This is a genomic window from Bradyrhizobium cajani, from assembly GCF_009759665.1.
Lineage (GTDB): Bacteria > Pseudomonadota > Alphaproteobacteria > Rhizobiales > Xanthobacteraceae > Bradyrhizobium > Bradyrhizobium cajani.
Window position 1 is genome coordinate 84,032 of sequence record NZ_WQNE01000009.1, and the last position, 12,456, is coordinate 96,487.

Genomic DNA, 12,456 nt, shown 5'->3' on the forward strand with positions numbered 1-12,456 from the left:
ACCTCGAGATTCCGGGTTCGTCGCTTTGCGACGCCCCGGAATGACGGAGAAAGGCGATGAACATGTCAGCTAATCAGAACTTCACCTGAGGCGTGGCCTCGACCTCGGTGCGGCTCGTGCCGAGATCGAAGAAGTCCTTCCTGGTGAAGCCGAACATGCCGGCGAACAGTGCGGCGGGCATTTGCTGGATGCCGGTGTTGTATTCCTGGACCGCATTGTTGAAGAAGCGGCGGCTCGCCGCGATCTTGTTCTCGAGGTCGGAGAGCTCGGATGCAAGCTGCTGGAAATTCGCGTTGGCCTTGAGGTCGGGATAGGCCTCCGACAGTGCGATCAGCCGGCCGAGCGCACCGGAGAGCTGGTTCTCGGCCGCGGACACCTGTGCCGGCCCCTGCGCCGACATCGCCGAATTGCGCGCCTTGATGACGTCGTCGAGCGTGCCGCGCTCGTGCGATGCGTAGCCCTTCACCGTCTCGACCAGGTTCGGGATCAGATCGTGACGCTGCTTGAGCTGTACATCGATGTCGGCAAAGGCCTGGCCGACGCGCTGGCTCAGGGCCACCAGGCGGTTGTAGGCGCTGAAGGCCAGGAACACGAGGACGACGATGACGCCGAGAACGATCCAGCCGGTCGACATGGAGAACTCCTGATGGGGAAAGAAGGCGGTCGCTAGGGTAGACCAAATTGGCGCAGGGCGAGAGCCCCGGCGCAGAGGGGAGGTAAGGCTTGGTCGGACGAGGAACCGTCCAAGTTCAAGGCAAAAGCCCTGAACGAGGTTAACTTTCGGACAGGACGGTATCGCCCCAGCGCCAGCGCCGGGCGTTCGCATAGGCGGCCTTGTCACGTCGTGGGACCTTCGCGAGCTCAACACCGTCCTCGGCGCAGAGCTTGGCCGTGATCTCGGCCTTGCCGACATCCGGTGCTGCCAGCACGCGCGCGGCGCGGCTCGCGGGCGGCGCACGGGTCAGGGCGACGTAGATGAACCGTTCGTCCTCGAACGGCACCTCGGCGCCCTTGATCTGTCGATGCGCCTGGGAGCGCGGCAGGCGCTGGCTGAAATGGCACCAGTCGGGCGCGGTGAGCGGGCAGGGCTTTTCGTGCGGGCAGGGCGCCGCAACGAAGGCGCCGGCTGCGATCAGCTGTTGGCGCAGCGCGAGGATGCGGGTGGTGCCGGCAGGCGTGCCGGGCTCGATCACGACCAGCGCGTGGCGCGCTTTCGCCCACATCGCTTCCGTGAGCTTGCGCTGATCGGCCTCACCGAGCTCGCCGATGATGTAGCTCGCAACGACGAGATCGACTTGCGAGACCTCGGCGAGATTGCCGCCGGCATCGCCCGGCAGATAGCGGCACTCCGCCAGACGCGTGCTGTCGCGCGCGAGGTCAAGCGCGAGCCGGCTCAGTGTGGCGTTGGCGTCGAGCAGGGTGAAGTCTTGCAGTGAGGGAAAGGCCTCCGCAGCGGCCCAGCTCGCGGTGCCCGGCCCTGCGCCGACGTCGAGCAATGTTTCCGGGGCGAAGTCCGGCGCGATCTCCGTCAGCGCATTCAGGCTTGCGGCGACGGCCGCGTAGGTCGCCGGCATGCGCGCGAGCGCATAAGCGAGCGCATCGGCTTCCGACTTGATCGTGCCGGAGCCGCCACCGGCGCGGTAGGTGGTCGAGATCTTTTGCGAGCGCTGTGCGGCGTCGGTGCGGGAAAAGCCCTGGAGCTTGCCGTCGAGGGCGGCCTTCAGTTCGGCGGGGAGGGTGGGGGCTATCATCGGCAAGCTCACGTCATTCCGGGGCGCGCGAAGCGCGAACCCGGAATCCAGAGATTGTAGCGCGAGATTCCGGGTTCGATGCTGCGCATCGCCCCGGAATGACGGTCAATCTTCAAGCCACGTTCTGGTCGAGAATGTCCACCGCCTCGGCCAGGCTCACCGACACCAGCTGCGAGACGCCGCGTTCGGCCATGGTGACGCCGAACAGGCGGTTCATCCGCGCCATCGTGATCGGATTGTGCGTGATGATGATGAAGCGCGTGTCGGTCGAGCCGGTCATCTCGTGCAGCAGGTTGCAGTACCGTTCGACGTTGTGGTCGTCGAGCGGCGCGTCGACTTCGTCCAGCACGCAGATCGGCGACGGGTTGGTGAGGAACACCGCGAAGATCAGCGCCATCGCGGTCAGCGCCTGCTCGCCGCCCGAGAGCAGCGACAGCGTCTGCGGCTTCTTGCCCGGGGGCTTGGCGATGATTTCGAGACCGGCTTCGAGCGGGTCATCGCTCTCGATCAAGTGCAGCGCCGCCTCGCCGCCGCCGAACAGCTCGACGAACAGGCGCTTGAAGTGGTTGTTGACGACCTCGAACGAGGTCAGGAGACGCTCGCGCGCCTCCTTGTTGAGGCTCTGGATGCCCTGGCGCAGCCGCTTGATGGCTTCGACGAGATCGTCGCGCTCGGTGACGAGGCCGGTGTGTTGGGTCTCGACCTCGCGCAGCTCTTCCTCGGCGCGCAAATTGACCGCGCCCAGGCGCTCGCGGTCGCGGCGCATCTTTTCGAGGTCTTCCTCGATGTCGTGCAGCGGCGGCAGCTCCGCGCCGGGTTCGATCTCGGCGAGGCCGGCGACGGCCTGCGGCTCGACTTCGAGCATGTCGCGGATCTCGCGCTCGATGTCCTCGAGCCGGCGCCGCGCGCCTTCCATGCGTTCCTCGGCGCGGGCAGTGGCCTCGCGGGAGCTCGACAGTGCTTCGAGCGTCAGCTTGGCGACGCGATCGGTCTCGGCCATCGCGGTTTCCGCCGCGGCGAGCGCGTCGGCGGCCATGCGGCGGTCGTTCTCGGCGTATTCGATCTCGGTGATCAGCGCGCTGCGCTTCTCGGCGAACACGGCGGGCGCGTTTTCGAGTTCGCTGCGCTCGATCGTGAGTTCGGCGATACGGGCCTGGATGGTGTCGATATGGGAGGCCGCGCTCTCCTTGCGGTTCTGCCACTCGGTGCGCTCGGCGAGGATCGCCTGGACGCGGCGGTCGGCGAGCTCGGCCTCGCGCGCCAGCGCCTGCGCCTCGGCGCGGACCTGGGCGGCCACGCGGCGCTGGCCCTCGATGTCGCTCCTGACCGCGGCGAGACGGGTCTCGGTGTCTTCGCTCGACGGCAGTTCGCTGATCCCGGCCTCGGCGTATTCGTAGGCGGCCTCGGCCTCGGCGCGGTCGGCGGCGAGCCGGCTGTGCGCTTCCGACAGCGTCGCCTTGCGCGCGGCGTGGCGGCTGATCTCGCGCTCGGCGGTGGCGTGGCGCTCGCGCGCGACGTTGAGCTCGCGCTGCGCGGCGCGCCAGGCTTCGCGGCTGGCACCTTCGGTGCTGGCGGCCATCTGCAGCTCGGACTCGGCATTCTCCAGCGCCTGACGCTTGATCTGCGCGTCGATGCGGGCCTGCTCCAGCTCGTTCTCGATGTCGACGAGGCGGGCGCGCTCGGCAAGGCGCCGCGCGGCGCCGGTCGGGGCGTGAGCCGCGGCGACGAAGCCGTCCCAGCGCCAGACGTCGCCTTCGGGCGAGACCAGCCGCTGGCCGGTCTTGAGCTGCGAAACCAGCTCGGCGCCGCGCTCGCGCGGCACCACGCCGATCTGCGCCAGGCGGCGGGCCAGCTCGGCCGGCGCCTGCACGTGGCTCGCGAGCGGCACCACGCCTTCGGGCAGCTCCGGATCGCCCTCGGTGACGCCGGCATTGGTCCAGCGCATCGGCGCCGACGGGTCGACCGGCGCGTCAAGATCGTCGCCGAGTGCGGCGCCGATCGCCTTTTCAAAGCCCTTGTCGACGGTGATGCCGTCGATGATCGGCGGCCACAGATTCTTGGTCTCGCCGTTGACGATCTTGGAGATCGTGCGCGCCTCGGTCTCGAGCCGCTGCACGCGCTTGTCGGCTTCGACGAGCGGCGAGCGCGAGGATTCCAGCGTCTGGCGGGCGGCGACGTGCGCGGCTTCGCTCGCCTGCGCGGCGGCTTCGGAAGCTGCCAGCGTCTGCTCCGCGGTCTCGACCGTTGCGGTCAGCTCGTCGAGATCGCCGAACCCGCCGGTCGCCTCAGTGAGTTTCTGCTCTTCCGCCGCGACATTGGCGATCTCCTGATCGAGCCGGGCGAGCTTGTCGCGATGGGTGCGAACATTGGCTTCGAGCTGATTGCGCTTGGCGGTGAGGTCGGCGAGCGCGGTGGTGAGCTCGGCGAACTGCTGCTCGGTTTCGGTCAGCACCGCCTCGGCTTCGCCGACGCGTTCGTCGACGCCGGAGCGCTTCTCGACCCGCGACTTGATCTCTTCCTTGAGCTCGGCGTCCTCGGTGTCGAGCCGCTGGAGCGCGACGTCGGCGTCCATGGTCTGCTGCTGGGCGCGCGAGATGTCGCCTTCGAATTGCGCGAGGCGACGTTCGAGCTCGGCGACGCGCTCCTTGGCGCGCTCTTCCTCGCGGTCGAGCAGCTCGCGGGCATTGGTTAGGCGCTGGAGCCCGGCCGCGGCACGCGCTTCGGCGTCGCGCAGTGCCGGCATTTCAGCGGCGCGGATGGCCTGGATGCGGGCGGCTTCGGCCTGGTGCTGGGTGCGCTCGGCCATCTCGCGCACGGCGAGATCGTGGGTCTGGCCGGATTCGTTGACGTCGGCATGCGCGCCGATCCAGCGCAGATGGAACAGCGTGGCTTCGGCCTTGCGGACCTTGGCCGCGACCTCGCGATAGCGCACGGCCTGGCGGGCCTGCTTCTTCAGGCCTTCCATCTGGCCGGAGAGCTGGCCGATCACGTCCTCGACGCGGGTGAGGTTGGTCTCGGCCGCCTTCAGCCGCAGCTCGGCCTCGTGGCGGCGGGCATGCAGGCCGGCGACGCCGGCGGCGTCTTCCAGCACGCGGCGGCGCTGCTCGGGCTTGGCCTGGATGATCTCGCCGATCTTGCCCTGGTGGACGAGGGCGGGTGAGCGCGCACCGGTGGCGGCGTCGGCGAACAGGATCTGCACGTCACGGGCGCGCACGTCGCGGCCGTTGATGCGATAGACCGAGCCCGCCTCGCGCTCGATGCGGCGGGAGATTTCGAGCAGCTGGCTGTCGTTCATCGCCGCCGGCGCGGTGCGATCGGCGTTGTCGATCGTCATCGTCACTTCGGCGTGGTTGCGCGCCGGACGGTTGCCGGAGCCTGCGAAGATCACCGCATCCATGTCGGCGGCGCGCAGCGATTTGTAGGAGGTCTCGCCCATCGCCCAGCGCAGCGCTTCGACGAGATTCGACTTGCCGCAACCGTTGGGACCGACCACGCCGGTCAGGCCGGGCTCGATGACGAAGTCCGTGGGCTCAACGAAGGACTTGAAGCCGTGAAGGCGCAGGCGGGTGATTTTCATAAGCACGCATCTCTGTTGGCAGGCGCGAATCCCCCTGCCGGGACAATACCATGGAAGGCAATGTCGCTATCCGGGCGAGTCGCGCGAGGCGCCTCATGCGGCTGGACAATGGCCGCGGTGCGCCGCGAGGGCAACCGGCGAAAGCCGCTTTTCCCAAGGGATTTATGCCGGGAAAGATACGGCTCTCGATGCGCGAATCAGGATTGTGGCGTGCGAATCAGCTCTTGAGCAGCGGATTGATCTTCTTGGCGAATTCCTCGAACGAGGCCTCGCCCTTGATCTTCTCGCCGTTGATGAAGAAGGTCGGCGTCGAATCGACCTTCAACACGTCGCTGGCGTATTTCTGGTCGGCGGCGATCTTGTCGAGCAGCGCCTGGTCCTTCAGGCAGGCCTCGACCTGCTGCTGGGTGAGGCCGGCCTGCTTGCCGATCCGCGTCAGGGTCTCGGTGGTGTTCTTCAACACCCAGTCGTTCTGCTGACGGAACAGCATGTCGGTGACGGCGAAGTATTTCTCTGCATCGCCATTGGCGATGCAGCGCGACAGCATCGAGCCGGCAGCGGCTTTGATGTCGAGCGGGAACTCACGGAAGATGTAACGCACCTTGCCGGTGTCGATGTATTCCTTCTTGATCTTGGGGAACACCTGCTCGTTGAAGGCCGCGCAATGCGGGCAGGTCATCGAGGCATATTCGGTGATGGTGACGGCGGCATCGTTCGGGCCGAGCGCCATGTCCGGCAGCGACACGGGCTTCGCCACATCGGCGGCGGTCTGAGCCATCGCTTCCGAGATGAACCGCAGCGGCGAGAGCCCGGCGAGTGCGGCAAGCCCGGTCAGCGACAGCATCGTGGTGAAGGCGCGGCGGGTGATGATCAAGGTCGGCTCCCGGATTGGCGTGGTCGCGCCCGAGGTTGCATCGAGGTTCCCGGGCGGCCTGTCGCTAGCTTGAAACGTCGTTTGAGGCAATGGCGAGCCGCATGGACAGGTCCAGATTAGCGGCGGAATGAGGCTCAATTTCGCTTGATGGCGGCCCCGAGCCGCGCCAGCGCCGTCTTCAATTGTTCATCTTCGATATCGCCCAGGCTCTCTGCCACCTTGGCGACGCTCTTGGGGTCCGGCGGGCCCGGTCGGGCCCGGCGGCGGGGCCGCGACAGGGGGGCCTGGCGGAAGGCGAGCTTGCCGCCCGCGCTCCAGCCGAAGAAGCGGTTGACCCGTTCCAGGATCACGTCGGCGGAGTGCTGGATCTCCAGCGCCATCGGCCCCTCGACCCGCAGCACCAGCGTCGCCGGCTCCTGCGGCTGGCCCTCCACCGGCCGCGGCCATTGCATCTTGAGCGGCTCGGCATGAGCCGCGATCTCCGGCCCGGCAATCTGCGCCCATCGCGTCACCAGCTCGCGCGCGGCAAAACCCTGCTTGGCGTAGGCTTCCGCAAAGACATCATCAAGCAGGAGCGACAGCGGCTTGGCGCTGATGGGACCGGGTTTGGGAGGGAATTTGGACATCGGGACCTTATAGCACTCCAGGGCGATCCGCAGGCTCCCCACCGCGAAGAAAGACGTGGATGCCCGCGACAAGCGCGGGCATGACGTGGAGGGGGCGGTGCGTTGTCGTTACAGTGAGAGCATGAGCCCCAGATCCGCCCTCAAGGCCAAGTCGGAACCAGTTCAGTCGGAGATCTCGTCGCGTCCGCTCGTGCTCCTCCAATGGTACGACCGCCACCGCCGCAGGCTGCCCTGGCGGGCCGCGCCCGGCGAGGCATCGGACCCTTACCGCGTCTGGCTGTCGGAGATCATGCTTCAGCAGACCACGGTGAAGGCGGTCGGCCCTTACTTCGAAAAATTCGTGGCGCGCTGGCCTGATGTCACGGCGCTTGGCCGGGCTTCGCTCGATGATGTGCTGCGGATGTGGGCCGGGCTCGGCTATTACTCGCGTGCACGCAATCTCTACGCCTGCGCGGTCGCGGTGACGCGCGAGCATGGCGGCGTGTTTCCAGACACGGAGGAAGGTCTGCGCGCGCTACCGGGCATCGGGCCGTACACCGCGGCGGCGATCGCCGCGATCGCCTTCGACCGCCGCACCATGCCGGTCGACGGCAATATCGAGCGCGTGGTGTCGCGGCTCTTTGCAGTTGAAGAAGAGCTCCCGCAGGCCAAGCCGCTGATCCAGCAACGGGCGGCGACGCTGCTGGCCGATTCCCGCACCGGCGACAGCGCACAGGCGCTGATGGATCTCGGCGCATCGATCTGCACGCCGAAGAAGCCGGCCTGCTCGCTGTGCCCGTTCACAGAGGATTGCACCGCGCGTGCGCTGGGAACGCAGGAGACGTTTCCGCGCAAGGCGCCGAAGAAGAGCGGGGCGTTGCGGCGCGGAGCCGCCTTCGTCGTCACGCGCGGCGGTGAGCTGCTCGTCCGCACCCGTCCCGAAAAGGGCCTGCTCGGCGGCATGACGGAAGTGCCGGGCTCGGACTGGCTCGCCGGCCAGGACGATGCGGCGGCGAAGCAGCAGGCGCCGGAGCTGAAGGGGCTGTCGCGCTGGCAGCGCAAGGTGGGCGTCGTCACCCACGTCTTCACGCATTTTCCGCTGGAGCTCGTCGTCTACACGGCGAAGGCTGAGGCGCGCACGCGCGCACCCGAAGGCATGCGCTGGGTGCCGATCGCGACCCTTGCCGGCGAGGCGCTGCCCAGCGTCATGCGCAAGGTGATCGCGCACGCACTGGACCTTTGATCGGGCCTATCCTCCTGACAGCACGCTGGCAGCAGAGCTAAGCTATCAGTGCGCGATCGGAGGCTGCCAATGATCAAGACCGCACTCGACAACTTTCCAAGGCCACCCTGCGCCGAACTGCTCGGATGGCGCCTGCTCGATGCCCGCCCGGAAGAGGGCTGGATCAAGCTTGCCTTCGAGGGCAAGCCGGAATTCTGCAACCCGGCGGGCTTCATCCAGGGCGGCATGCTCTCGGCCATGCTCGACGACACGATGGGCCCCGCCGTGCTGGTGATGAGCGAGGGCCGGCTCTACACCACCACCATCAGCATGACCGTGAATTTCCTCAGCCCCGCAAAGCCGGGACCGATCATCGGCGAGGCGAGGGTGACGCAGCTCGGGAAGACGATTGCCTTTGTCGAGGGCAGGCTGATGGCGGAGGACGGCACGGTGCTGGCGACGGCAAGTGCGAGCGAGCGGTTGCTGGAGGCGGCGAGGGTGGTGAAGTGAGGCGGGCATCGGTCTCTCACTCCCTCGCCCTGTTCTTACGGGGAGAGGGTGGGGTGAGGGGCCTCTCTCCACGAGTGGGATCGAAGAGAGACTTGTACCCCCTCACCCGGATCGCAAGGGCGATCCGACCTCTCCCCGCAAGCGGGGAGAGGTGAAGTGGAGCCTTGAGCGAAAACTCACGCCCTCGCGCGGGCGTCCTTGCTCACGATCGGCGGTTTCGCGTTCAGCGCCTCCACCTGGAAACCCGCGACGCGCTTGTAGTTGGCGGCGATGTCTTCGAGCTCCTGCTGCGACAAGACGTCGGTGACGACCTCAAAGCCGTCGGGCGCGCGCTCCTCGACCAGCTGCATCACCTGCTCGGGGCCGTTCTTGCGGTTGAGCAGGACGAGGTCGGTGGTCGCGGGCCGCCGCTCGGCCTCATAGGCGAGCAGCGCGGCCTGCGTCGGGCCGTGCGCCAGAATCTCGCGCGTGATGACGCGGGCATCGAGGATCGCCTGCGAGGCGCCGTTCGATCCGATCGGATACATCGGGTGCGCGGCATCGCCCATCAGCGTGACCTTGCCAAAGGTCCATTGCGAGACCGGATCGCGGTCGACCAGCGGATATTCATAGGCGTGCGGGCAGTTCCGGATCAGGCCGGGCACGTCGAGCCAGTCGAATTGCCAGCTCTCGAACCAGGGCAAGAACTCCTCAAGGCGCGCGGCGCGGTTATAGTCCTCGCGCCGCCACTGATAGGTCGGGGGCATGTGGCGCTCGGCGACCCAGTTGATCAGATGGTTGCCGGCCGCGTCCGGCTCCTTCGAGATCGGATAGCAGACGAATTTCAGGATCTCGTGTCCGGCCATGATCATGGTGCGGCCGGTGAGGAAGGCCTTCGCAGGCGTGACGCCGCGCCAGAGGATGCGGCCGTTCCAGATCGGCGGGCCTTCGTTCGGGTAGAGCTTTTCTCGCGCGGCGGAATGGATGCCGTCGGCGGCGATCAGGATCGCGCCGTCGTAACTCCCGGCGGCGGCCTTGCCGGTCGCCCTGTCGATGAAGTCGGCGCGCACGCCGTTGGCCGTCTCGGTCCAGCCGGTCAAATGATGGCTGGTGAGGATGTTCTCGCGGCCGAGCCGCTCGACCGCGGTGTCGAGCAGCAGCTGTTGCAGCGTGCCGCGATGGATCGAGAATTGCGGCCATTTGTAGCCGGCCTCCAGCCCGCGCGGCTCGCTCCAGATCGGCTTGCCGTGCTTGGAGAAATAGGCGAGCTCGCGGGTGCGGACGCCGCTGGCATTCAGCTTGTCCATCAGGCCGAGCTCGATCAGCTCGCGCACCGCGTGCGGCAGCACATTGATGCCGACACCGAGCGGCTTCAGCTCCGCGACGCTCTCGAACACCTTTGCGGGAACGCCGATCTGATGCAGGCTGAGCGCAAGCGTCAGCCCGCCGATGCCGCCACCGGCGATGAGTACGGTCATGACAAAACCCCTCCAATTGGAGGCGTCTTGGCACAGGCGGGCGGCGGTGGGCAACTGCGAAGAGCAAAGCACGTAGAACAACGTGCTATGGACCTCAGGCCCGGCAGCCGTTAACTTCCAACTTTCCCATGAGGTCCGACATGCTCAAGCTCTACTACGCCACCGGCACCTGCGCGCTCGCCACCTACATCACGCTGGAGGAGGTCGGCGCCGACTACTCGGCCGAGCGGCTGAGCTTCAAGGACAACCAGCAGACCAGCCCGGACTATCTCGCGATCAACCCGAAGGGCCGTGTCCCTGCGCTGGTGACGGATCGCGGCGTCCTGACCGAGACGCCGGCGATGCTGGCCTACATCGCACAGACCTTCCCCAAGGCGAAGCTCGCGCCGCTCGATGATCCCTTCGACTTCGCGCAGGTGCAGTCGTTCAACTCCTATCTCTGCTCGACCGTGCACATCAACCATGCCCACAAGCTGCGCGGCGCGCGCTGGGCGACGCAGGAGAGCTCGTTCGCCGACATGAAGGCGATGGTCCCGAAGACCATGGGCGCCTGCTTCGCCCTGATCGAGCAGAGGATGTTCAGGGGACCGTGGGTGATGGGCGATCAGTTCACGATCTGCGATCCCTATCTCCACACGCTCTCGACTTGGCTCGAGGGCGACAGCGTCGACATCAACGCGACGCCGAAGATCGCGGATCACTTCAAGCGCATGTCCGACCGGCCGGCGGTGCGCAAGGTGATGGACGAGCAGAAGGCGTAGGGGCGCGCCGCAGATTCCGCTGTCGTCCCGGCGAACGCCGGGACCCATACCGCGGAATCTATCGATCGCGTTCGCTAGGAGTACCGAACGGCGAGTGTTCGCCAAACACCTTCCTGGGGTTATGGTTCCCGGATCTGCGCTCCGCTCCGCTGCGCTTGTCCGGGACGACATCGAGTGTGTTGAGAGTCCATTCCACCCTACGAGAGCCTGCGCTTGGCTTGCTCCAATTCCCGCCCCGTCTCCAGCATCAGCCGCCGCAACCAGATCGAGCCGGGGTCCATCTGCGCTCGCGTCGGGTGGAACATGAACTGCTCGTCGATGCCGGGGTCGAGCGGCGGCGTCACCGTGACGAGGCCGAATTGCTTCGACAGAGCAGCGATCAGCCGGCGCGGCACGAAGGCGACGAGATCGGTGCGGGCGGCGACGTGCAGCGCTTCGAGATAGCCTGACACCACCAGCGAGATATGCCGCTCGATGCCCTTGGTGCGCAGCCAGGTGTCGATCAGGTCCTCGGCGCCGCCACGGATGATCACGCCGACATGGCGTGCGGCCAGGAACGCCTCGCGCCGCGTCAGCTTCGCAGCCATCGGATGGCCGCGCCGCACCGCCAGCGCGTCGCTGTCGGTGTAGAGCAGCTGGCGGTGAAAGCCTTTGAACGCATTGCCGATCGAGATCACGAGGTCGATGGTGCGGGCGAACTCGGCGTGGAAGATCGCCGATCCGCGCCACGGTACGACGTCGATGCGGACGTTCGGCGCAAGGCGCGTCACCTTTTCCATGAAGGGCGGCATCAGCAGCTCGACGGCGAGGTCCGGCATCATCAGGCGGAATTGCCGCTCGCTGCGCGCGGCGTCGAAATCCTCCGGCACGAACAGCCCGCGCACCTGATCGAGCGCCTGCGCCAGCGGCGCGCGCAGGGCTTGCGCCCGCGGCGTCAACTCCATCCGGGCGCCGGTGCGCACCAGAAGCGGATCGCCAAAAATGTCGCGCAGGCGCTGGAGGGCGTGGCTCGCGGCCGGCTGCGACAGGCCGATCCGAAGTGCGGCACGGCTGACGTTGGCCTCCCGCAGCAATGCGTCGAGGGCGGTCAGAAGGTTGAGGTCAAGCGAATTCAAATTCATCAGGTGAATAGATATCATATTCACTATCGATTTGAAGAATTCTCTTCGCCCGGCGATGATCTGCGCGTTCTCACCAACGGAGATGCCGCCATGAACGCGAGCGCCAACAAGAAACTGATGCAGGATATCTTTGCAGCCGCCGCCAACCCTGACCCCGCCGCGCGCGACCGCGCGCTGTTCACCGCGAGCCTTGCTGACGACGCCAAATGGATCGTGACCGGGCAATATTCCTGGTCGCGCACCTTCGCCGGCAAAGAGGCGATCCTCAACGACCTGCATGGCTACGTGCGCACCCGCCTGCGCGATCGCACGCGCACGGTCGCCCACCGCTTCATTGCCGACGGCGACATCGTCGTGGTGGAAGCCAAGGGCGACAACGTCACGCCTGAAGGCGTGCGTTACGACAACGACTATTGCCTCGTGTTTCGCCTGGAGGACGGCAAGATCAAGGAGATCCGGGAATATTGCGACTCGGTGCTGACCGAGAAGGCGCTCGGCCTTTTCCCGCAAGCGCCGGTGAGGGCTGCGAGCTGAGTGGATTGAGCCGCGTCACGTCCACCGGCCGATGCCGTCCGCCG

The 12,456-nt window shown here is 66.8% G+C and carries 11 protein-coding genes; 4 read left to right on the forward strand and 7 right to left on the reverse strand.

The window, feature by feature from the left end; translation table 11 throughout:
• Positions 1 to 73 precede the first annotated feature (73 nt).
• The 5 genes from GPL20_RS13670 to GPL20_RS13690 form a co-directional block, all read right to left on the reverse strand.
• Complete coding sequence (locus GPL20_RS13670; RefSeq protein WP_157329997.1) at positions 74 to 634, reverse strand: LemA family protein; 561 nt, start codon at positions 632 to 634, stop codon at positions 74 to 76.
• 139 nt (positions 635 to 773) lie between these two features.
• Positions 774 to 1,751, reverse strand: coding sequence for a small ribosomal subunit Rsm22 family protein (locus GPL20_RS13675; RefSeq protein WP_167533013.1), 978 nt, complete (start codon positions 1,749 to 1,751; stop codon positions 774 to 776).
• A 112-nt stretch (positions 1,752 to 1,863) separates the two neighbouring features.
• Complete coding sequence (gene smc, locus GPL20_RS13680; RefSeq protein WP_157329999.1) at positions 1,864 to 5,328, reverse strand: chromosome segregation protein SMC; 3,465 nt, start codon at positions 5,326 to 5,328, stop codon at positions 1,864 to 1,866.
• A 217-nt stretch (positions 5,329 to 5,545) separates the two neighbouring features.
• Complete coding sequence (locus GPL20_RS13685; RefSeq protein ID WP_157330000.1) at positions 5,546 to 6,202, reverse strand: DsbA family protein; 657 nt, start codon at positions 6,200 to 6,202, stop codon at positions 5,546 to 5,548.
• 134 nt (positions 6,203 to 6,336) lie between these two features.
• A complete protein-coding gene (locus GPL20_RS13690) occupies positions 6,337 to 6,828 on the reverse strand; it encodes a DUF721 domain-containing protein (protein ID WP_157330001.1) in 492 nt (163 codons plus the stop codon).
• A 121-nt stretch (positions 6,829 to 6,949) separates the two neighbouring features.
• On the opposite strand from GPL20_RS13690, the gene mutY reads away from it, so the two are divergent.
• Positions 6,950 to 8,050 (forward strand): A/G-specific adenine glycosylase, encoded by a 1,101-nt coding sequence (gene mutY, locus GPL20_RS13695; protein WP_157330002.1) that lies wholly within the window; start codon positions 6,950 to 6,952, stop codon positions 8,048 to 8,050.
• Positions 8,051 to 8,119: 69 nt separating this feature from the next.
• Positions 8,120 to 8,539 carry a PaaI family thioesterase gene (locus GPL20_RS13700; protein ID WP_157330003.1) on the forward strand — a complete coding sequence of 140 codons (420 nt, stop codon included), beginning with the start codon at positions 8,120 to 8,122 and terminating at the stop codon, positions 8,537 to 8,539.
• A gap of 176 nt (positions 8,540 to 8,715) precedes the next feature.
• Here the strand turns inward: GPL20_RS13700 and GPL20_RS13705 are convergent, their stop codons facing one another.
• Positions 8,716 to 9,996 (reverse strand): flavin-dependent oxidoreductase, encoded by a 1,281-nt coding sequence (locus GPL20_RS13705; RefSeq protein WP_157330004.1) that lies wholly within the window; start codon positions 9,994 to 9,996, stop codon positions 8,716 to 8,718.
• Between the two features lie 140 nt (positions 9,997 to 10,136).
• Between GPL20_RS13705 and GPL20_RS13710 the strand changes: the two genes are divergently transcribed.
• On the forward strand, positions 10,137 to 10,757 hold the full coding sequence (locus tag GPL20_RS13710) for a glutathione S-transferase family protein (RefSeq protein ID WP_157330005.1): 621 nt from the start codon (positions 10,137 to 10,139) through the stop codon (positions 10,755 to 10,757).
• A 197-nt stretch (positions 10,758 to 10,954) separates the two neighbouring features.
• On the opposite strand, the gene GPL20_RS13715 is transcribed toward GPL20_RS13710, so the two are convergent.
• Complete coding sequence (locus GPL20_RS13715) at positions 10,955 to 11,878, reverse strand: LysR family transcriptional regulator (protein WP_157330006.1); 924 nt, start codon at positions 11,876 to 11,878, stop codon at positions 10,955 to 10,957.
• 90 nt (positions 11,879 to 11,968) lie between these two features.
• Here GPL20_RS13715 and GPL20_RS13720 point away from each other — a divergent pair, with 90 nt between their 5' ends.
• Entirely contained in the window at positions 11,969 to 12,412 is a 444-nt protein-coding gene (locus GPL20_RS13720; RefSeq protein ID WP_157330007.1) for a nuclear transport factor 2 family protein, read from the forward strand.
• The last annotated feature ends 44 nt before the right edge of the window (positions 12,413 to 12,456 follow it).